16 protein-coding genes are annotated in these 23,892 nt (G+C 33.1%); all 16 read left to right on the top strand.

Features of this window, described 5'->3' with window-relative positions; all coding sequences use genetic code 11:
• The first annotated feature begins 5 nt into the window (after window positions 1-5).
• The 16 genes from WHD08_RS12220 to WHD08_RS12295 all read left to right on the top strand — a co-directional run bounded on the left by WHD08_RS12220 (window position 6) and on the right by WHD08_RS12295 (window position 23,846).
• A complete protein-coding gene (locus WHD08_RS12220; protein WP_165731309.1) occupies window positions 6-1,478 on the top strand; it encodes an arylsulfatase in 1,473 nt (490 codons plus the stop codon).
• Between the two features lie 13 nt (window positions 1,479-1,491).
• Entirely contained in the window at window positions 1,492-3,069 is a 1,578-nt protein-coding gene (locus WHD08_RS12225; protein WP_205860204.1) for a sulfatase family protein, read from the top strand.
• A gap of 8 nt (window positions 3,070-3,077) precedes the next feature.
• Window positions 3,078-3,986: a family 43 glycosylhydrolase gene (locus WHD08_RS12230; protein WP_208890631.1), complete on the top strand. Its 909-nt coding sequence runs from the start codon at window positions 3,078-3,080 to the stop codon at window positions 3,984-3,986.
• Window positions 3,987-4,013: 27 nt separating this feature from the next.
• A complete protein-coding gene (locus WHD08_RS12235; RefSeq protein WP_208890630.1) occupies window positions 4,014-6,434 on the top strand; it encodes a glycoside hydrolase family 95 protein in 2,421 nt (806 codons plus the stop codon).
• Between the two features lie 7 nt (window positions 6,435-6,441).
• Window positions 6,442-8,016 (top strand): arylsulfatase, encoded by a 1,575-nt coding sequence (locus WHD08_RS12240; RefSeq protein ID WP_208890629.1) that lies wholly within the window; start codon window positions 6,442-6,444, stop codon window positions 8,014-8,016.
• Window positions 8,017-8,036: 20 nt separating this feature from the next.
• Window positions 8,037-9,647: an alpha-L-fucosidase gene (locus WHD08_RS12245; RefSeq protein ID WP_165731306.1), complete on the top strand. Its 1,611-nt coding sequence runs from the start codon at window positions 8,037-8,039 to the stop codon at window positions 9,645-9,647.
• 148 nt (window positions 9,648-9,795) lie between these two features.
• Window positions 9,796-10,881 (top strand): glycoside hydrolase family protein, encoded by a 1,086-nt coding sequence (locus WHD08_RS12250; RefSeq protein ID WP_165731304.1) that lies wholly within the window; start codon window positions 9,796-9,798, stop codon window positions 10,879-10,881.
• Between the two features lie 24 nt (window positions 10,882-10,905).
• Complete coding sequence (locus WHD08_RS12255; RefSeq protein ID WP_208890628.1) at window positions 10,906-12,312, top strand: sialate O-acetylesterase; 1,407 nt, start codon at window positions 10,906-10,908, stop codon at window positions 12,310-12,312.
• Between the two features lie 18 nt (window positions 12,313-12,330).
• Window positions 12,331-13,623, top strand: coding sequence for a DUF6786 family protein (locus WHD08_RS12260; RefSeq protein WP_208890627.1), 1,293 nt, complete (start codon window positions 12,331-12,333; stop codon window positions 13,621-13,623).
• A 9-nt stretch (window positions 13,624-13,632) separates the two neighbouring features.
• Entirely contained in the window at window positions 13,633-14,679 is a 1,047-nt protein-coding gene (locus WHD08_RS12265; protein ID WP_208890626.1) for a family 43 glycosylhydrolase, read from the top strand.
• A gap of 38 nt (window positions 14,680-14,717) precedes the next feature.
• On the top strand, window positions 14,718-16,340 hold the full coding sequence (locus WHD08_RS12270) for a sulfatase (protein ID WP_208890625.1): 1,623 nt from the start codon (window positions 14,718-14,720) through the stop codon (window positions 16,338-16,340).
• Window positions 16,341-16,348: 8 nt separating this feature from the next.
• Window positions 16,349-17,815, top strand: a complete 1,467-nt coding sequence (locus WHD08_RS12275) for a GDSL-type esterase/lipase family protein (protein WP_208890624.1) — start codon at window positions 16,349-16,351, stop codon at window positions 17,813-17,815.
• 7 nt (window positions 17,816-17,822) lie between these two features.
• The gene (locus tag WHD08_RS12280) at window positions 17,823-19,238 is read left to right on the top strand and encodes a sulfatase-like hydrolase/transferase (protein WP_208890623.1); all 1,416 of its coding nucleotides are present in this window, start codon (window positions 17,823-17,825) and stop codon (window positions 19,236-19,238) included.
• A 1-nt stretch (window position 19,239) separates the two neighbouring features.
• Window positions 19,240-20,658 (top strand): sulfatase, encoded by a 1,419-nt coding sequence (locus WHD08_RS12285; protein WP_208890622.1) that lies wholly within the window; start codon window positions 19,240-19,242, stop codon window positions 20,656-20,658.
• Window positions 20,659-20,668: 10 nt separating this feature from the next.
• On the top strand, window positions 20,669-22,186 hold the full coding sequence (locus WHD08_RS12290; RefSeq protein ID WP_208890621.1) for a glycoside hydrolase: 1,518 nt from the start codon (window positions 20,669-20,671) through the stop codon (window positions 22,184-22,186).
• 118 nt (window positions 22,187-22,304) lie between these two features.
• Entirely contained in the window at window positions 22,305-23,846 is a 1,542-nt protein-coding gene (locus WHD08_RS12295; RefSeq protein WP_208890620.1) for a sulfatase family protein, read from the top strand.
• The last annotated feature ends 46 nt before the right edge of the window (window positions 23,847-23,892 follow it).

The raw sequence follows: 23,892 nt of genomic DNA on the forward strand, positions 1-23,892 counted from the left end.
TTAGAATGAAAAATAGGGTAAAGTTTCTATTGATAATTGCAATTGCTGCCGTTTCTTTTACAAGTTGTAAAACCGTAAAAGAAAATAAAACGGCTTCTATAACTGAAAATAAGGAAGTAGCAAAAAAGCCGAATATCATTTATATTTTAGCTGATGATTTGGGTTATGCAGATATCGGACCTTACGGTCAGACTAAAATTAAAACACCAAATTTAGATAAAATGGCGGCTGAGGGAATGATTTTTACTAATCATTACTCGGGTTCTACAGTGTGCATGCCATCTCGAGCAAGTTTGTTAACGGGTTATGATCAAGGACATGCAACAGTAAGAGGAAATCCAGTTTGGACCAATAGTGGGGAACCTGTCAATTTAAAAAGACATGAAAAAACAGTTGCCAACGAGCTTAAAAAAGTAGGGTATAAAACGGCTATTTTAGGTAAATGGGGTTTATCCGAAGGAAATACCAATGGTAATTTTCCATCAGAACATGGGTTCGATTATTTCTTAGGATACAAAAAACATGCACAAGCGCATCATTATTATGCAGACACGCTTTATTTGAATAATGATCCTTATGTTTTGGAAGGAAACAAGCCTTTATTAAAACAAGGAAAATATACACACGATATATTTGCAAACGAAGCACTAAGTTATATTGAAAGAGAAAAAGACAATCCGTTTTTTCTTTATATGGCATTAACATTACCACATTTAGAAATTACAGTTCCAGAAGATTCTAAAAAACAATATCTAGACTTAGGATGGCCAAAACGTAAAATGAATACAACAGGGCATTACAAAAATGACCCCGAAGGAAATACTAGTTATGCAGGTATGGTTTCTCGAATGGATAGAGATATTGGACGATTATTAGACAAGTTAAAAGAATTAGGAATTGATGATAATACCATTGTTTTCTTTTCTAGTGATAATGGCCCAGAATTTGAAAAAAGAGACAAATTTTTTAACAGTAATGGAGATTTAAGAGGTGGTAAACGCGAGTTGTATGAAGGCGGAATTAGAGTTCCTTTAATTGCGAGATATCCTGGTAAAGTTGCTCCATCAACTAAAAGTGAACACATTTCTGCTTTTTGGGATTTCTTACCAACAGTTTGCGATATTGCAGGTGTTACACCAGAAAATAAAGACATCAACGGGATTTCTTTTGCACCAGAATTGTTAGGGAAAAGAAAAGATCAAAAAGAACACGAATATTTATATTGGGAGTTTAACGAGCGTCAAGGACCAATTCAAGCTATCAGACAAGGAGATTGGAAATTAGTTTGGTTGTTAGAAAAAGAACCAGAATTATACAATTTGTCAACAGACCTTGGCGAACAGAATAATCTGGCAAAACAAGAACCAGAGAAGTTAAAGGAAATGCTTTCAATATTAAAAAATGTAAGAACAGAAAATGCAGAGTTTCCTTTAGAAACAAGAGCATTAGCAATTAAAAAAAGAGAAAATAAAAAATAAAATTATAGATAAAATGAGTAAATATAGCTATCAATTATTAGTAGTTTCGATATTAATTTTTTCCGCTTGTAGTTCTTCTAAAGTAAAAAAAGAAGAAGGAAATGTAGTTGCTAAAAAGCCTAATATCATTTACATTTTGGCAGATGATTTAGGGTATGGAGATGTAAAAAGTTTTAATCCAGAAAGTAAAATACCAACGGTTCACTTAGATGATATGGCGTCTAACGGTGTAATGTTTACAGATGCGCATACTTCTTCTGCGGTTTGTACACCAACTAGATACGGTATTTTAACAGGGCGTTATAATTGGAGAAGTCGCTTAAAAAGTAGCGTAATTGGTGGGTATTCAAAATCGTTAATAACGCCAAATCGTGTTACTGTTGCAGATATGTTAAAAACACAAGGTTATACTACTGCATTTATTGGTAAATGGCACATGGGTTGGGATTGGGCTTTTAATAGCGAAGTAAAAGATAATATAAATAATTTGCATACAATTCAGGATGTAAATTATACAGCACCCATTACAAATGGGCCATCTACACATGGTTTTGATTATTCCTTCGGATTTTGTGGTTCTTTAGACATGCCTCCTTATGTGTATGTAGAAAATGACATGCCAACAATGGTGCCTACAAAAATGACTGTTAATAAAGATGCAAAAGGAACTTGGAGAAGAGGGCCAACGTCAGATGATTTTGTACACGAAACAGTTTTACAAGATTTAACAGATAGAGCAATTACGTATATTGATGAAAAAGCGAAAGGTGAGGAACCTTTCTTTTTATATCTGCCTTTACCAGCACCCCATACACCTATTTTACCTCCAGCAGAATTTGTTGGAAAAAGTAATACCAACTTGTATGGAGATTTTGTAATGCAAGTAGATGATGTAGTAGGTCAAATTAGAAAAAAATTAAAAGATTTAGGGATTTCAGAAAATACATTGTTGGTTTTTACCAGTGATAATGGCTGTTCTCCAAAAGCAAATTTTAAAGAATTAGAAGCATTTGATCACGATCCTAGTTATGTGTTTAGAGGAATGAAATCTGATATTTATGAAGGCGGACATCGCGTACCTTTTATTGTTGAATGGCCAAATCAAGCTTCAAAAAATAGTAGTACAGATAAAACAATTGGTACTACAGACTTTTTTGCAACCTGTGCAGAAATTGCGGGTTATAAAATGAAAGATTCGGAAGGAGAAGATAGTTACAGTATGTTGTCTCTTTTAGAAGGAAAAAACGAAAATGAAATAAGAGAATATATTGTGTACCATTCTATAGACGGAGATTTTTCGATAAAACATGGCGATTGGAAATTATGTACAACACCAGGTTCTGGTGGATGGAGCTATCCGAGAGCAAACGATATAAAAAAGCAGCAATTAGATTTACCAGCAATGCAGTTGTTTAATCTTAAAAATGATATCGGAGAAACTACAAACTTAATTGCTAGCAATCCGGAAAAAGCTGCTGAGTTAAAAGCTGCGCTTAAAAAATTAATTTTAGACGGTAGAAGTACCAACGGAGCAATCCAAACCAATGAAGGAATGGAAGGCTGGAAACAAATTGAAAAGATAATTAACTAAATAGAATCATGAAAAAAATAAGCTGTTTAATTTTTTTATTATCACTAATAAGCAATATTTCTATTGCTCAAAACCCAATTTTACATAAAAAAGACACTGGCTTTATTTACGCTGCAGATCCAGCTGCAGAGGTTTTTAATGATAAAGTTTATGTATATACTTCTAGAGATGTAGAGAATGCGGTAGGCTATAGTACTATGCAAGATTATGCGGTTTTAGAATCATCAGATTTAAAAACATGGATTAATCACGGTGTTGTATTGAAACCACGTGAATATAGTTGGGCTCATGGGCAAATGAATGCGCCAGATGTTGCTTATAAAAACGGCTGGTATTATTTTTATTTCCCATACAACAAAACGGATATTGGTGTTGCAAAAAGCCGCACTCCAATAGGTCCTTGGGAAGAAGCGGTGTCGGATAAAATTACAACCATTTTCGATCCTACTGTTTTTGTAGATGATGATGGACAAGCTTATATTTATGGAAATGACGGTAAAGTAGATATTGGAGCACCTGGACGACATATTATGGGCGCAAAGCTAAAAGATAATATGATTGAATTAGATGGACCTTGGGTGCAACTGAGTAAAGAACCTGTAAATGAAGCGGTGCATGTTTTTAAAAGAAATGATACCTATTATTTTCATGCTAGAGTTGGTAAGGTTACAAAGTATTGGATGGCAGATTCGCCATTACCACAATTTGCTACTTTAAAAGGAGAATTAGCACCAGATGCACCTAATGCACCAAATCATGCATCGGTTATTGAGTTTAAAAATGAATGGTATTTCTTTTATCACCGAGGTGATGTAAATGAAGGTTCTTATCATAGAAGGTCTACTTGTTTCGATAAAATGACTTTTAGAGAAGATGGCACTATTGAACCAATCATTTATACTTTAGAAAAGAAATAAAGAAATTATAAGAAAAACGAATCAACTATGAAAAAAATGAATAACCTAAAATATATGAATAAAGATATTCTGTACGTCTGTCTAAGCTTTTGTTTTTTGTTGCTTTTAAGTAATTGTGATAAAAAAGTAGAAGAAGCATCATCACTTAAATTGTGGTATAATCAACCTGCAGATGCAACGGTTAAAGATTTTACCAAACCAACAAAAGATGATCCAGAATGGTTAAAATCACTTCCTTTAGGAAATGGATCTTTAGGAGCTATGGTTTTTGGAGGCGTCAATAAAGAACGTATTCAGTTAAATGAAGAAAGCATGTGGTCTGGTAGTGTAGATGATAATGACAACCCAGAAGCATTGCCTGCACAAGCAGAAATTCGCAGATTCTTGTTTGCCGGAAAATATAAAGAAGCTACGGAGTTAACTAAAAAAACACAGATTGCTAAAGGAGCAGGTTCTGGTTTTGGTAAAGGTGCCAATGTACCTTTTGGTAGTTTTCAAACGTTGGGGGATTTATGGATTGATTTTGATTCACAAAGCGAGTATCAAAATTATCATAGAGAATTAGATTTAGAAAACGCAACGGTTAATGTGAGCTATACACAAGATGGTGTAGAGTACAAAAGAGAAATATTTGTAAGTCACCCAGATCAAGTAATGGCAATTAAATTTACAGCGAATAAACCTGGTAAAATTTCTTTTACAAGTTCATTAACTAGACCAGAAAGATATCAAGTATCTTCTAAAGCTGATCAATTAATCATGCAAGGAGCACTTTCTGATGGTAAAGATGGAGATGGTTTAAAATACATGGCGCGCTTATCAGCTTCTAATAAAAATGGAGAAGTAAACTATAGCGATTCAACTTTAGTAGTTAAAAATGCAGATGAGGTAACTTTATATTTAACGGCATCAACAGACTATGTTTTAGAATATCCAACGTACAAAGGAAGAGATTTTGAAAACTTAACAGAAACGTATTTACAGAAAGGAAAAGACTTAGCGTATAACGAGCTTTTAAATCGTCATGTAAAAGATTATCAAAAATATTATAGTAGAGTAAATTTAAAATTAACAAAAGAATTAGATACAATTCCTACAGATGTAAGAGTTGAGAATTTTAAACAAAAACAATCAGATTTACATTTGGTAGAATTGATGTTTCAATACGGTAGATACTTGTTAATTTCATCTTCTAGACCAGGATCTTTACCTGCTAATTTACAAGGAATTTGGGGAAACAAAGTACAATTACCTTGGAACGGAGATTACCATACAGATGTAAATGTACAGATGAATTATTGGTTGGCAGAAACGGCTAATTTAGGAGAAATGCATTTACCACTTTTCGATTTAATGAGTTCTATACAAAAGCCAGGTGGAAAAACAGCAAAAGTGCATTATGACGCTAGAGGTTGGGTGGTGCATCCTATAACCAATGTTTGGGGTTATACTTCTCCAGGAGAAAAATCTAGTTGGGGAATGCATGTTGGTGGTGGTGCTTGGTTAGCAACACATATTATGGAACATTATTACTTTACGTTAGATAAAGAATTCTTGAAAAAAGAATTCCCAGTTCTTAAAGGTTCTACGCAGTTTTATATGGATTGGTTAATACCGAATCCTAAAAATGGAGAATTGGTTTCCGGACCTTCAGTGTCTCCAGAAAACACCTTTTTTGCACCAGACGGTAGTAAAACTCAAATTTGTATGGGACCTGCACATGATCAACAAGTTATTTGGCAATTGTTTAAAAATTATATTGATGCAGCTACTGCTTTAGGTGAAAATGATGAATTTTTACAACAAGTAAAAAGCGCACAAAAACAACTGACTGGGCCAAAAATTGGTTCTGATGGTAGATTGATGGAATGGGACGAAGAGTTTAAAGAAAAAGAACCAGGACACAGACATATTTCTCACCTTTTTGCTTTGCATCCAGGATATCAAATTGATATAAATAACACACCAGAATTAGCCAAAGCAGCAAGAAAATCGTTAGATGTTAGAATTCAGCATGGTGGTGGACATACGGGTTGGAGTTCTGCTTGGTTAATCAACCAATATGCACGATTAGGTGACGGAGAAAATAGTGAGGTTAGTTTACATAAATTGATGTCAAAAAATATCAGTCCAAATTTATTTGGCTTACACCCACCTTTTCAAATTGATGCGAATTTTGGAGCAACTGCCGGAATCGCAGAAATGCTAATGCAAAGTCAGTCTGGAGTTATTAATTTATTACCAGCAGTTCCTAAAAGTTGGGCAAGTGGATCTGTAAAAGGATTGTCTGCAAGAGGAGGATTTGATGTAGATATTACATGGGAATCAGGAAAGTTAACCGCTGTTAAAATATTCTCTAAAGCAGGCGGAATTTGTAAAGTTCAGTACAAATACCAAGTTATTGAAATTGAAACAGAAGAGAATCAAGTATATCAACCAAAATTTTAAAAAAAAGATGAAAAATAGCTATGGTTCCTTTAAATTAATAGTATTACTAGTTGTTATTTTCTTTTCCTGTGATAAAAAACAAGAGCAAAAAAGTAAACCGAATATCATTCTTATTTATGCAGATGATTTAGGTATTGGAATGTTAGGTCATGAAGGGCAAAAAATTATAAAAACGCCTCACATAGATCAATTAGCTTATGAAGGAATGCGTTTTAAAAATTCGTATTCTAGCATGCTTTGTGCACCTTCTAGAGCTTCTTTAATTAGCGGTAAAACAGATACACACGCAACAGCTTTTGAAATATCTAAAGGTGGAATTTATAAAAAAGCAGGACAAGAAAATTTCTCTCCAGAAGAAATTGAAGCTAAAATCAATAAGATTCTAACCCCTATTCCAGAAGAAGATTTATTTTTAGGAGAAGTTGCTCAAAAAGCAGGCTATGTTACAGCGCAATACGGAAAATTAGAATGGGGATTTGCAGCTACACATCAGCAAATGAACAGACATGGCTGGGATCATTATTTTGGTTATTTAGACCATGTAAGAGCACACGGATTTTATCCTCCTTATTTATTCGGAAATCAAGGCCTGATAAAAATTACAGGTAATACGCTATTAAACTGTGCAAAATCTATAGAACCAGAAACTCCAGAAGCGTATAAAGAGCGATGGGATATGACAGGTAAAAAAACCTACTCGCAAGATATTTTTATGGATAGTATTACCACATTTATTAGAAAAAATAAAGACAAACCATTTTTCTTGTATTTCCCTACACAATTACCACACGGACCAGTTTCTATACCTAAAGTTCATGACGATTATATAAACGACAGTAGATTAACTCAGATAGAAAAAGAGTATGCTTCTATGGTGAAGTTATTGGATGATAATGTCGGTGAAATTATGGAAGAGCTGAAAAAAAATGGATTAGACGACAATACCATCGTAATTTTTTCTGCGGACAACGGACATGAAATTTATTATGCAAAAGAAGGACGAATAGATAAAAAATACACCAATAGATATACAAAACAGCGTTTTGATGATTATGATAGAAAATATTATAGTGAATTAGCAGGTGATGTTTTTGACGGAAATGGAGGAAGAGCGGGGATTAAGCGAAGTAATTTACAAGGCGGTATTAATGTTCCGTTAGTTGTAAGATGGCCTAATAAAATAGCAGCAAAAAGTGTCAGTAAACGCTTGGTTGCGGGTTATGATATTTTACCAACGGTTGCAGAAATTACTGGTTTTTCTAAAGAATTAAAAGTAGATGGAGTTTCTTTTTATGATGAATTATTAGGAAAAAAATCTAAAGCTGAACATGATTATGTAGTGTTTTCTTCCTTTATAGGACCAACGTTAATTACAAATGATGGATGGAAAATTAGATATTATTATAATAAAAAAGCCTTTAATTTATATTATTTACCAGAAGATTTTAAAGAAGAAAATGATCTATCAATAGAACATCCAGAAAAATATAATTCATTAAAAAAAATGCTTTTAGAAGCTTGTGATGGTGATTACAACAATGGTTTTTTTAAATGGGCAAAAATTATAAACATTAAGGAGTAATAAACTAAAAAAATAAAAACATGATTACAAAAAAAGTTTTTAAGCTGATGTTAATTATGTGTTGGCTGTTTCTTTTAAATGGAAACTCGTATGCACAAGAAACAAAAGACAAATATGATGGAAGCTGGGAATCTCTTCAGAAAATGGAAGTTCCTGCTTGGTTTGATGATGGTAAAATAGGAATTTTTATCCATTGGGGACCTTATTCTGTTATTGGTCATAGAAAAGGAGATAGAGGTTATGCAGAACATGGACCAAAGATTTTATACGAAGATCCAGCCTATTATTATCCGTATATGAAAGAGCGTTGGGGAGCAAATCCACCAGAATTTGGATATAAAGATATTATTCCAGAATTTAAAGCAGAAAACTGGAATCCAGAAGAATGGGCTGAACTATTTGCAGAAGTAGGTGCAAAATATGTAGTGTTAACAGCAGAACATCATGATGGTTGGGCAAATTGGGATTCTGATTTAACGCCATGGAATTCTGTAGATATGGGGCCAAAAAGAGATATTGTTGGAGATTTAGGAAAAGCGGTTAGAGAAAAAGGTTTAAAATATGCGCCTTCGTATCACAGAGAAAGACATACTGGTTTTTTTGCAACAAAAAAATATGTGGTTAATGCTGATCCAAGAGCAGATATTGTAGAAGAAATAAAACGCATGCCAAAAGCAAAATTACTTTACGGACCTTTTACTTATAGCAAAGAGTTTGTAGATGATTATGTTGCACGTTGGAAAGAAATTCAAGATAAATACCAACCAGATTTTTTATGGATTGATGATATTCCAATTTTTACAAGAGATGGAAACAATGCTGCTAAAGGACAGTTTAAACCAGAAATTCAATATTATTATGATCAGTTACGATTAATGATTACTGATTTTATGAATAATGGAGCTGCACATGGTCAAGAAGTGTATTTGAACAACAAAGGAGGAAATAGAAACTGGCCAGATGGTGTTGGTGCTTTAGAGAAAGACAATTTAAGATTAAAAGTAATCGGTCCAAAATGGCAAAGTTGTACCACTTTTGGTACTTCATTTGGATATTTAGCAGCAGAAGAAGACCCAAATTATCCACATAAAAAGAAATCGGTAGAAGAGGTTATTCACGAAATGGTAGAAATTATTAGTCGTAATGGAAACTTTTTAATAAATATTGGACCAAAAGCAGATGGAACCATTCCTGCATGGCAAGTAGAACGTTTAAAAGCAATGGGTGCTTGGTTAAAAATAAATGGAGAAGCTATTTATGATTCTCGTTATTGGAAAATAACACATCAAGACAACGAAAACTTATCTTTTACAACAAACGGAAAAAATTTATTTGCAATTAAAACAACTAAACCTTTAAAATCATTTGTAATTGAAGGAACTAAAGGGTGGAAAAAAAGAGATGTAAAAGCAGTTTCCTTATTGGGGAGTGATGCAGAAGTTAAATATAAAATGACTTCAAAAGGACTTTTTATTACGCCTCCAAAAAACTTAGGTAAAACTACCTATGCTTGGTCTTTTAAAATAGAAACTAAAAAAGAGCAACATCATGCTAATGTAATTCAAAAAGACGCTTCAAAAGCACTAAAAGGAACCAAAAAAGTAGATTTAGACGGGTTTGATAAAGATTAAAAAAACACCCAGAAAAGTTAGCTAAGTTAATAAACTTATTTGAAAAATATGTAGACGATTATAGAACTAGGACAGGGAAAAAATTACTAATGATAGTAAAATTGATATTAGAAAACATAATAAAATCAAACATTAAAAATAAAAGAACATGAATATACATAAGTTTGCAATAATTGCATTGTTAATAAGTTTAAATTTTAGCTGTAAGAGTAAAATTATAACACCTAAAACACCTCAGAATACGTATTCAAATAAAATGAAATTAGAATATATAGGTGTTGCTGCAGAGCATAAAGGCATGCATGTTTGGGGTTCTTCTCCTGTAATAGACAAAGAGGGTAAAGTGCATTTGTTTGCAGCACAATGGTCTATGGATACTCAAAAAGATTTTAGTGGCTGGTTTAAAGATTGTGAAATAGGGCATTATGTTAGTGATAGTCCAGAAGGTCCTTTTAAATATGTTGGTGTTGCGGTAGCAGATAAAGATGGGTTATTTAATTCACCACACAATCCAACAGTTAATTATATTGATGGTAAATATGTGCTAAATTTTATTGTAAATGAAAACAATAAATTAAAAACACAACGTATTGTAATGTATGTAGCAGATGATCTTAATGACACCTGGAAACCCGCAAAAGGAGCAGAAGCAGACGGAACAATTTTAAGAAAACCCAAAGATTCAACAATATGGAATTATAAGGCAATATTAGGGGTTTCTAATCCGTCGTTAATAAAGTTTAAAGGCAAATATATGTTGTATCATAAATCGGTTATTCCTAGGGAAAAAAGAGGAGGAGCATATACATACGGAGTTGCAGTAGCAGATAAATTAGAAGGACCTTATGTTATTCAACCCAAAAAAGTAACGCCTCCGAACATGGCGTTAGAAGATGCATTTGCTTATACCGCAAACGATTCTGTGTTTATGATAAGTCGTGATTTTGGAAGCACATTCGGAAATAGTGGTGGTGGTATTTTATGGAGATCAGCAGATGGATTTATTTTTCCTAAAGAAAACGCTAAAAGAGGTTATGAAGATTTAGCACATTATTTAGGTAAAGAAACCTTAGAAAAAGGAACAGCATACAGAGGTAAAAAAGATGGGCATTTAGAGCGTGCACAAGTATTGATAATAAATGGTGTACCAGCTTACCTTTATTTAGCAACAGGTGTACAAGTAAAAGAAGGTTTTGGTAGTAGCTCTCATGTGTTTAAAATTAATTTTAAATAATACTGATTTTATAAAATAATTATAATGAAACAAGTAATAAGCAAACTACTACTTTTTTTTATCCTACTTGTAGGATTTGAAACACTAAATGCGCAGACTAAATTACCTTCTATTTTGTCTGATAATATGCTTTTACAACAATCTGCTGATGTAAAAATATGGGGTTGGGATGCACCAGGGCAAAGTATTGTTGTGAATCCATCTTGGACAAAATCAGTAAAAACAACAACGAATAAAGAAGGAAAATGGCAAGTATTAGTAAGCACACCTAAAGCAGCTAAAACAGGAAAGTTGAAAATAACTGGTTCAACAAAACTAACCATCAATAATGTTTTATTCGGAGAAGTTTGGTTGTGTTCTGGGCAATCGAATATGGAAAGACAATTGGGTTTTCAGAATCATCAAAAACCGATTGTAAATTTCTGGGAAGAATCTCAAAAAGCAACATATCCAAGTATTCGTATGTTTTTAGTAAAGAAGAAAAAATCGAATACGCCCTTAGAAGATTGTGAAGGGGAATGGGTAGAATGCACTCCAGAAACGGTTTTAAAATTTTCTGCAGTTGGTTATTTTTATGGAAAGCAGTTAGTAGATAATTTAAAAATACCAGTTGGTTTAATTCAGTCTGCGTGGGGTGGAACCAAAGTAGAACCTTGGACGCCAATAGAAGGTGTAGAAAAAGCAGCTTTAGAAAACGGAGGTCAAAAAAGATTCTCTAATTTGTATAATGGTATGATTTCGCCTATTATCAATTATAAAATAAAAGGTGCAATTTGGTATCAAGGAGAGTCGAATGTATCAAACTGGAAAGAATACAAAACGCTTTTTCCTAATATGATAACAAGTTGGAGAGCACAATGGAATATTGGTGATTTCCCTTTTTATTTCGTGCAAATAGCACCTTATAATTATCCAGATAAATATGGAGTAGCACAAATTGTAGAAGCGCAATTAGAAGCCTTAGAGTTACCAAATACGGGTGTTGCAGGCACGCAAGATATTGGTGCTATTTATGATATTCATCCGCCAGAAAAAAAAGAAGTAGGGCGCAGATTAAGTTTAGTTTCCTTACATAAAACGTATGGTAAAAATGATGTTATTTATTCAGGACCTACTTTAAAATCGTACAAAACAGAAGGGCAAAAATTAGTGCTAAATTTTGAGACCTTAGGATCTAAACTACATTCTGTTGGTGCTGCAATGGGTAAAATTTCGGCATTTTATATTTCTGGGGAAAACAAAACGTTTCACAAGGCAAATGTAAAACAAGAAGGAAACAAAATGATATTGAGCTCACCCAAAGTATCAAAACCTGTTGCGGTAAGATATAACTGGTCTAACAATGCCAATGGAACTCTTTATAATAAAGAAGGGTTACCGGCACTTCCTTTTAGAACAGATAATTGGGATGAAGTGTTGTATGCAGAGTAATTTTTTAATAGACTAACTATGAAACATAAAAAATCATATAGATACCGTAAAATTGGAGTTATAGGATGCATGATTTTATGTATTGCATCCTGTTCTCCTAAAAAGAAAACTGAAGCTGTAAAAAAGACGCTTTTAAAAGGTTCAATAAACAAACTAAATAAAAATATGACAACGTATGCAGATGATGTTTCTTTCATGGAAAGTTATATCGATTTAATTCAACTTTCTAATGCTTCAGGAGATTCTAAAGTAGCTATTTCTGCAGCTTTACAAGGTAGGGTAATGACGAGTAGTGCTTTTGGAGAAAGCGGAAGAAGTTATGGTTGGATTAATAAAAAATTATTTGAGTCAGAAGAAATTCAAGAACATATAAATGTATACGGAGGAGAAGAACGTTTTTGGTTAGGACCAGAAGGCGGACAGTATTCAATCTTTTTTAATAAAGGAGATGAGTTTATTTTAGATGATTGGTTTACTCCAAGATTGATTGATTTAGAACCTTTTGATGTGAAGAACAAAACTTCAAATAAGGTAATTCTCACCAAAGAAGCATCGTTAAAAAACTATGGTGGTTTTCAGTTTGATTTAGGAATTGAGCGTGAAATTTCAATATTATCAAAAGAAAATTTACAAAAAGAGTTGGGTTTAGATTTGCTTGACGAAAGCATTAAAACGGTAGCTTATCAAACTAAAAACACGCTTACTAATTTAGGTGATTCTGATTGGAAAAAAGAAACAGGATTACTTTCTATTTGGATGTTGGGTATGTACAATCACTCTCCTAATACCACGATTATGATCCCTTATATTTCTGGAGAAGAATCAGAATTAGGTATTCCAGTAAACGATACCTATTTTGGTAAAGTACCAGTAGATCGTTTGGTAGTAAAAGAAGGTATTATTTATTTTAGTGGAGATGGTCAGTACAGAAGTAAAATAGGATTATCTCCAATGAGAGCTAAGGATGTTGCAGGTTCTTACGATTCTGAAAATGGTGTTTTAACCATTCTAAAATACAACAAACCAAAAGACGAAACGGACTATGTAAACTCTATGTGGGAGATTCAAAAAGAACCTTTTTCGGGCGATGTAATTAATGCTTATAATGATGGAGAACCAAGTCCAGGTGAAAAACCATTAGGTCCTTTTTATGAATTAGAAACATCTTCACCAGCAATGGCTTTAAAGTCTGGAGAAAGTGGAATACATATACAATTAACGTGTCATTTAGAAGGAGGTATTGATGCTTTAAACCCAATTATAAAGAAGGTGTTTGGAGTAACAGCCGAAGACATTAAAAAGGCTTTTTAATAATAAATAATGACACATTCAAATTTAAAAAAAAAATTAAGTGTATTTGTTTTTATAGTAATAAACCTTCTTCTTTTAACAAGTTGTAAAACTAAAAGTGAAGAGAAACCACAGACAAAAGAAAGTATTGAAAAAGTTTCTAGTTCTCAAAACATTAAATTTACGTATCAAGAAATTACCGGTATTGGTAAAGATTCTTTGTACAATAGAAGAGATAATAGTGATGTTGTAAAAGTTGGCGATACCTATTATGTTTGGTATTCTAAAATGGTGAGTCCAACAATTTCGGGATATTGGGCAACTATTTGGTACGCTACTTCTAAAGATAAAGGATATACTTGGCAAGAGCAAGGTATGGCACTAGATATTGGTGAAGAAGTAGGGTTTGATGATCATTCCGTTTTTACGCCTAATATTTTAGAATATCATGGAAAATATTATATGTATTATACAGGTGTAAAGCCAACATCAGGTAATAAAAAAGGAGAGTTTGAAAATAATTCCAAAAATGATATTACTGCAATAGGATTAGCAGTTTCGAATACTCCAGATGGACCATTTGTTCGTGTTAAAAATAACCCTGTTTTAACCATTAGTGATGTTGCAGAAGATTTTGATAGTTACAGAATAGATGATGCTAGTTTATTAGTAAAAGAAGATAAAATATGGATGTATTACAAAGGTAGATCTCTTGTTTACGGAAATAAAGGAGCACATTTTACACGAATGAGCGTTGCTATTGCTGATTCTCCAGAAGGACCTTATGCAAAACAAACCAAACCTCTTTTAGACAAAAGTCATGAGGTTTTAGTCTGGAAAACGAAAGAAGGAATTTCTTCTTTATCTTCTATAAATCATAGTATAAGTACTGCTTCAGATGGGCTTAATTTTAAACCTCATTATCAAAATTTAAAGAAAGTACCAAAAGCGCCAGGGTTGTTTAGACCAAGTTTATCAGATACTAATAGTTTTGATGAATTGCCTAATTGGGGAATTGCAATGATTCAAAAAAAAGGAGTTGCTTATTTGTTGAGGTTTGAAATAACAGCCGAATAAATTATCAGTATAGAAAACTGAACAAAACACAAATTATTATGATAAAACACATTAAGAACACACTACTCTTATCAGCATTAGGCTTGCTTTTAGGATGCAATTCTAAACCAGAAGTGGCTAAAGAAACATCAAACACGATTCCTAGAAAACCAAATGTCTTATTTATTTTGGTAGATGATTTGGGTTATGCAGATGTAAGCGTAATGGGAAGTAGATATTACGAAACGCCAAACATCGACAAAATAGCAAAAGCAGGGACTGTTTTTACAAACGGATATGCAGCTTGTACCGTTTGTAGTCCATCTAGAGCAAGTTTAATGACAGGGCAATTACCGGCAAGACATGGAATTACGCAGTTTGAAGGAAATAATTTAAGTGGTGAAGCTTGGAAAACGCGTAAACGTTACACAAAATTATTACCACCAGAATTTAAACATCATTTAGACTCTAGTTCGGTAACCATTGCAGAAGCTTTTAAAGAGCAAGGTTATACTACCTTCTTTGCCGGAAAATGGCACTTAGGGAGTAAAGAAGAAAAATCGTTACCGACAGATCATGGATTTGATGTGAATATTGGAGGAAACGAAGCAGGAGGTCCAAGTGGAGGTTATTTTTCTCCTTATAAGAATGCTAATTTACCAAATTTACCAGAAGAAAAAGGACTGAATTTATCAATGAAATTAGCAAGTGAAACAAGTAAATTTATCACTAAAAATAAGGATAGTCACTTTTTTGCATACCTTTCTTTTTATGCGGTTCATGGACCATTACAAACAACCAAAGAAAAGTGGTCAAAGTACAGAAACAAAGCCGAAAAAATAGGAATTCATGAAACAGGTTTCGAAATGGAACGTGTTTTACCAGCTAGAAAATACCAAGACAATCCTGTGTATGCAGGTTTAGTTGAGCAAGTTGATGAGGCTATTGGTACAGTAATAAAAACTTTAAAAGAGTTGAATTTAGATAAAAATACTATTGTTGTTTTTACTTCGGATAACGGAGGAGTTACCTCTGGAGATGCTTTTTCTACCAATCAATTGAATTTAAGAGGAGGTAAAGGATACCAATGGGAAGGAGGAATTAGAATTCCATATTTTATTGATGTTCCTTGGGTAAAACAAAGTGGAGTAAATATCAATGTTCCGGTGTCAGGGGTAGATTTATTTCCAACATTATTAGATTTATCTGGTTTGCCATTAAAACCAGAAGCACATAAAGATGGAGTGAGTTTAAAACCACTTTTATTAGGAGAAAATATTGATGAAAGACCTCTTTATTGGCATTATCCACATTACGGAAATCAAGGTGGAGAACCAAGTTCTATCATTAAAAAAGGAAAGTGGAAACTGATATATTATTGGGAAGACAACCATGCAGAATTGTACAATTTAGATGCCGATTTAGGCGAGCGTACAGATGTTGCAGAAAGCAATCCAGAAATTGCAACACAGATGAAAACGCAGTTGTTAGATTGGTTAGAATCTATGGGAACACATTATGCAACCAAAGATGCTTTATGGGACAAAGCTTCTCGTAAAATCTGGTTAGGTAATCAGAAAACAAAAAGATTACCTAGTTTAGAAAAGCAACGTAAACAAATGCTTTCACCAGATTGGAAACCTAATAAAGATTGGTGGGGAAGTGAAGTTGAAACTAAATAATTTATAAAATGAAATCAAAATATATAGCAGTAACTTTTTTATTATTTATCTGTTCAATTTTTACTATTGGAGCACAAGATATAAAGCCAGATAAAAAATTATTGTACAAAGTAATTGATGGAGATAGTTTGTATTTGCATGTGTTTCAACCCAAAGAAATTAAAACCCCAACAGCTGTAATTGTCTTCTTTTTTGGAGGTGGTTGGGTTGGTGGAAATCCGAAGCAATTTTATCAGCAAAGTGACTATTTTGCTTCTAGAGGAATATTGGCAATTTCTGCGGAATACAGAGTGAAAAATGCACACGGAACTACTCCTTTTGAGTGTGTAGAAGATGGTAAATCTGCCATTCGTTGGGTAAGAGAACATGCCAAAGAGTTAAATATTAATCCAGATAAAATTGTGGCAAGTGGAGGTTCTGCAGGAGGTCATGTAGCAGTTTCTACAGCGGTGATTGATGGTTTTGAAAATGCAAATGAGAATTTATTAGCGAGCTCAGTACCTAATGCAGTTATTGTTTATAACCCTGTTTTAGACACCACAGAAAAAGGCTATGGAGCAAAAAAAATGGTCGGTAGAGAAACTGAAATTTCACCTGTAGATCAATTGAAAAAAAAGCTGCCTCCTATGTTATTGTTTCATGGAACAAAAGATAGAACGGTACCTTTTGAAAATGCTTTTCGTTTTAATGAAAAAATGAATGAATTAGGAAATGACAGTAAATTGGTTGCTATAGAAAATGTAGATCATGGTTTTTTTAATGGTGATTTTTTTAGAAATGGTTTCGGAAATAAATACTACAATTTAACAATGTATGACACCGATGTTTTCTTAAAAGAGTTAGGTTATTTAAAAGGGAAACCAACAATTTCTAGAGAGTTAAAACAAGTTTCTTGTATTGGAGATAGCAATACTAAAGCACAATATCCAAAATTTTTACAAGAGTATTTAGAAGCTAGTTATGAAGTTAAAAATTTTGGAAAAGGTGGTGCAACTTTAATCGACGGAACTTTTTTTCCGTATGATAAAACAGATGAATACAAGAAATCGCTGAAATTTACACCAGATATTGTGTTGCTTATGTTTGGTACAAACGATGCAAATCCTAAATGGTGTTTAGATTCTGCAAGAAAAACAGATTTTAAGGGTACTCCGCAAGAAGAATTTAAAAGTGAGTATGTTAAATTGATAAATGCTTATAAGAAGAAAAATAGCAAAGCAGAGATTTTTGTGTTAACGCCTTTACCTGTTTGGGCAAAGAAAAATCTAGAAAAGGAAAATATTGTTGAGCGTAAAGAACAGTTAAATAAATGGGTAATTCCGTTGGTAAAAGAAATTGCAGCAGAAGAAAATGTAAAACTAATAGATGTACATCAGCTAATGAAAAACAGTTTTAAATATTCTAGAGATGGTGTGCATCTTACAAAAGATGGATATAAGGTTTTAGCTAAAAAAATCTCAAAAGAAATAAAATAGTTTTAAAATGAAGAATTTATATATCGTAGTACTTTGCGGAATTTTATGGTCTTGTAACACGAATAATCCCGAAAAAAAGGAAAGTAAACCAAATGTAATTGTCATTTTAATTGATGATGCTGGTTATGCAGATTTCGGTTTTATGGGATGTAAAGATTTAGAAACACCAAACATCGATAAACTCGCAAAAAGTGGTGTTGTTTTTGCGGATGCGCATGTAAGTGCTACCGTTTGTGCACCAAGTAGGGCAGGTTTAATCACCGGAAAATACCAACAACGTTTTGGTTTTGAAGCCAATGATACAGGCGATAAAGCTTCTGGAGATCTTGGACTTTCTGACGATGTGGTAACCATTGCAGATGTGTTTAAAGAAAACGGATACAAAACCATGGCATTGGGAAAATGGCATTTAGGTAAAGAAGAATCAGACCTTCCTAACAATCGTGGTTTTGATGAGTTTTATGGTTTTGAAGTAGGAAGTAGATCTTATTTTCAAATAGAAAATCCCAAAAAATCTATCATGTTACAGCATAATGGAAAACGTGTAAAATTTGATGGGTATTTAACAGATGTTTTAGGGGATCAATCTGTAAAATATATCGAAGATAATAAAGATAATCCCTTTTTTATGTACTTAGCTTACAATGCAGTGCATACGCCAATGGAAGCTAAAAAGGAAGATTTAGAAAAATATAAAAATCATCCAAGACAATATTTGGCAGCTATGACTTGGTCTTTAGATGAAAACGTTGGTAAACTTCAGGCCAAATTAAAAGAGTTAGGTATTGCAGATAACACACTTATTTATTTTTTAAGTGATAATGGTGGAGCAGCAAATAATACTTCGTCCGGAGGACCTTTAAAAGGTTGGAAAGGAAATAAATTTGAAGGTGGACATAGAGTTCCGTTTGTGGTAAGTTGGCCGGCTCAATTTAAAGGAGGTCAAACTTTTAGCGGATTATCTTCTTCCTTAGATATTTTTACAACATCAATTGCGGCAGCAAATATTACAAAAAAGGAAGATTTAATTTTAGATGGAGTCAATCTTTTACCATATTTAAAAGGAGAAAAAACAGGAGATCCGCATGCTCACTTATTTTGGAGAAAATTAGAAGAAGCAGGCGCAAGAATCGGTGATTATAAAATGGTGCGTTTGCAAGATTACGGAGCAACTTTGTACAATGTAGAAAATGATTTAGGTGAAATGAACGATCTTCAAAATTCTAATAAAGAAGAGTTTTATCAACTAGATACGGCTTTAAAAAATTGGGAATCTCAAATGATGGAACCACTTTGGGGAGAACCAAGAGATTGGATGGATGTTACGCATCATATTCACCAACGATTAATGGAAAATAAGGAAGTATTGTATTCAGATCCTGCCAAAATGAAAAAAGTATTATCTAAAGAAAATAAACGATAATATGAAGTACTTCGTTGTCGTTCTTTTATGTGGATTGTTGTCTTGCACAACACAAAATTTGGTGAAATCTGAAAGCAAACCAAACATCATTTATATTAATGTGGATGATTTAGGTTGGATGGATACAGAAACTTACGGAAGTACGTTTTACGAAACTCCGAATATTACCAGACTAGCAAAAAGCGGTATGCTATTTACCAATGGGTATGCATCTGCGGCAAATTGTGCACCAAGTAGAGCTTGTTTAATTAGCGGACAAAATACACCAAGACATGGTGTTTTTACGGTTAGTAATTCTGATAGAGGACATGAAAAAACGAGAAAAATAATTCCTACTCCCAATACAGAAGATTTAGCAGACGATAATGTTACCATTGCAGAAATGCTGAAAAAAGCAGGATATACAACAGGTACTTTTGGGAAATGGCATTTGGGAGACGATCCTAAAACACAAGGTTTTGATGTAAATGTTGCAGGAGCAAATAATGGAAACCCGGGAAAGGATGGATTTTTCAGTCCGTATAATGTAAAAAATATTGATGATAATAAGAAAGGTGAAAACCTAACGGACAGATTAACGCAAGAAGCCATTTCATTTATAAAAGAGAATAAAGAAAAGCCATTTTTCCTGTATTTACCCTATTATGCGGTACATACACCTTTATCAACAACAAATGCTTTAGAAGAAAAATACAAAGAAAAAGGAGGGAACTCTTTTCAAAATAAGGCAGTTTATGCAGGTATGATTGAAGCGGTTGATAGAAATATTGGTTTGATTTTAGATGAAATTGAAGCCCTAAATTTAAAAAATACACTTATAGTTTTTACTTCGGATAATGGTGGAATTAGAGATATTTCTCATCAAGATCCGTTACGGGCCGGAAAAGGTTCGTATTACGAGGGCGGTATTAGAGTCCCTTATATTATTTCTTGGGATGGAATTATAAAACCAAACACGGTTTCAAAAACACCGATTACCAATCTCGATTTTTATCCGACTTTTATGGATATTTTAAATGTTGAAATACCTAATAAAATAGTAGACGGAACGTCTATTTTACCTCTTTTAAAAGGAAAAACTATAGAAGAAAGAAGTTTGTTTTTTCATTTCCCTATTTATTTACAAGCGTATAATTTTAAAACAGATGATGGTAGAGATCCATTTTTTAGAACAAGACCAGGTTCTGTAATTATTGATGGTGACTGGAAATTGCATCAGTATTTTGAAGATAATGGACTGGAGTTGTATAACCTAAAAACGGATGTTGGCGAAAGAAATAACCTTGCAGAAGTTCATCCAGAGAAAACAGCAGAATTATTACAAAAATTAAGGAGTTGGAGAACGGAAATTAATGCACCAATTCCTACAGAGTTAAATCCGAAGTATGAGGCTAGTTTTATTCCGAATAAATTTAAATAAAACAGAAAACATGAAAAAGATAACGGTTGTAATATTCTTATTTTTAGGTGGTTTTTTGTTTTCGCAAAGTAAAATTGGACAAATTAATGTAGAACTTCATTCTGATGTAGAATTCCAAACCATACATAATTTTGGAGCATCAGATGCTTGGTCTGCTCAATTTGTTGGGAAATGGCCTTTAGAAAAAAAGGAAGCCATGGCCGATTTATTATTCAGTACTGCAAAAAATGCAGACGGAACTTTTAAAGGAATTGGTCTTACAACTTGGCGATTTAATATTGGTGGAGGAAGCGCCCAACAAGGAGAAGAAAGCAGTATTAAAGACGAATGGAGAAGAGCTGAAGGTTTTTTAAACGATGATGGTTCTTATAATTGGAACCGACAATTGGGGCAACAATGGTTTTTAAAAGCGGCAAAAGCAAGAGGTGTTTCGTCATTTATAGGTTTTGTAAACAGTCCGCCAGTACAATTTACAAAGAATCATAGAGCTTTTTCTGACGATGGATTATCAACCAATTTAAAAAGGAATAACTATGCAAATTATGCGATTTTTCTAAAAGATGTAGTCACACATTTTAAAGATAGTTTAGACCTTCATCTTAATTATATCAGTCCGTTTAATGAACCACAATGGGATTGGAAAAACGGAAAACAAGAAGGTTCTCCTTGGAATAATGATGAATTATCAACAGCTACAAAAATTATAGATTCTGTTTTTGTAAAGCATCATTTAGCTACAAAATTAGAAGTATCAGAAGCAGGACAAATAGACTATTTAACATCCATAAAAAAAGGAAAAGAAAATAGAAGTAATCAAGTTGAGGTCTTTTTTAACCCTTCAAGCGAATTGTATATTGGAGATTTAGAAACTGTTTCGCCAAAATTTGCAGGACATAGTTATTTTACCACTTGGGATATTTCTAAATTAAAAAGAAAAAGAGAAGAAATCAAAGAAAAGTTAATCAAATACCCAAATTTAGAATATTGGATGACAGAATATTGCATTCTAGAAAACAATACAGAAATTAGAGGCAGAGGGAAAGGATTACACATGAAAACGGCTTTGTATGTGGCCAGATTAATTCATGCAGATTTAACCATTGCAAATGCAAGTTCTTGGCAATGGTGGTTGGCAATGACTCCGTATAAATACAAAGACGGACTAATTTATCACGATAAAAATAAGGAAGATGGTACTTTTGAATCCTCAAAATTATTATGGGGATTGGGTAATTATTCTAGATTTATAAGACCAGAAGCAAAACGAATTAAAATAGAGTATAAAGATAAAAATTCTCTTGAAAATTTAGAAAAGGGAGTTTTGGTTTCTGCGTATAAAAACATAGATAACACTATTGTTGTGGTTGTGGTCAATCAAAAAGAAGAAGCTGTTAAATTAAGTTTTAAAAGCATTATAAAACAATTGTATGTTACTGATAAAGATTTTGATTTAAAGTTGATAAAGGGTAATATTGGTGAAAAAGATATTGAAATTTCTGGGAAATCAATTAACACTTTAATTTTATAAAGTTTTCAAAAAGGAAGATTCATTTTGAAACCTTTTTAGAACGATAATTACTCTCACTATTAAATAAGTATTCATAATTTTACTTTCTAACAGAATTAACTAATCAACATAGAATCACATGTGTTTAAAAAATATCATTTTTAAATTTCTTTTCTTGTCTGTCTTTATAGTGACGAGTTGTAAATCAGAAAAAACAGCAGAAAAATCTATAAATACAAGTAAAAAACCAAACATTGTGGTTATTTATTTAGACGATTTAGGCTACGGAGATTTAAGTGCTTACGGAGCAACAGAAATTCAAACTCCTAATATTGATGCTTTGGCAAATGGCGGAATTAAATTTACAAATGGGTACGCTTCTTCAGCAACGTGTACACCAAGTAGATATGCGTTGTTAACAGGTGTGTATCCTTGGCGAAATAAAAATGCAAGAATTTTAGCGGGTTCTGCTCCTTTAATTATTGATGTTGCACAACAAACATTACCAAAAGTGTTAAAGAAACAAGGCTATCAAACTGCAATTGTTGGTAAATGGCATTTAGGTTTAGGATCTGGGGATGTTAATTGGAACGGAAAAATAACTCCGGGTCCTAATGAAGTTGGTTTCGATTCCTCTTACATTATGGCGGCTACGCAAGATAGAGTACCAACGGTTTATATAGATAACGGCCATGTGGTAGGTTTGGATAAAAATGATCCTATTGAAGTAGATTACAAAAAGAATTTTGAAGGTGAGCCTACAGCAAAATCAAATCCAGAAATGACCACTATGAAGTGGCATCACGGACATAACAATAGCATTGTAAACGGAATTCCGAGAATTGGATTTATGAAAGGTGGTGAGGCTGCAAAATGGACGGATATTGATATGGCAGATCACTTTTTAGGAAAAGCACAAGAATATGTAAAAACGCATAAAGAGCAACCTTTCTTTTTGTATTATGCGATGCAGCAACCACACGTACCAAGAACTCCACATCCTCGTTTTGTAGGTAAATCTGGAATGGGACCAAGAGGAGATGTAATTTTAGAAGCAGATTGGGTAGTTGGTGAATTTATAAATACTTTAAAAGAAGAGGGACTTTTAGAAAATACGTTAATTGTTTTTTCTAGTGATAATGGCCCTGTTTTAAATGATGGGTATTTTGATGATGCAGTAGAAAAATTAGGAAAACACGATCCGAAAGGAGGTTTAAGAGGTGGAAAATACAGTTTATTAGAAGCAGGTACAAGAGTGCCTTTTATTACCTATTGGAAAGGAACTATTAAACCAGCGGTTTCTGATGCGATTGTTTGTCAGATGGACTTATTAGCTTCTTTGGCAAACTTAACAGGAACGTCTGAAGAAACGACAGATAGTAAAGATATTTTAAGCGCTTTTATAGGTGATGCTGATAAAGGTAGAGATCATCTACTAATAGAAGCAAATTCTAAAACAGCCTTAAGAAGTGGAGATTGGTTAATGATTCCGCCATACAAAGGATGGGAATTTAATAAAAAAGTAAATACAGATTTGGGTGTTTTACCAAAACTTCAATTGTATAATTTAAAAGAAGATGTTGGTCAACAAAAGAATTTGGCAGAAACAAATCCTGAGAAATTAGCAGAAATGATTCAAGTTTATGAATCTTTAAGAGGTGAAAAAATAAAGGAAATATAATAGATTATACTTTATTTAAAAAAATAAAACCATCTTTATGACTTCC

Source organism: Polaribacter sejongensis, from assembly GCF_038024065.1.
In the GTDB taxonomy this organism is placed as follows: domain Bacteria; phylum Bacteroidota; class Bacteroidia; order Flavobacteriales; family Flavobacteriaceae; genus Polaribacter; species Polaribacter sejongensis.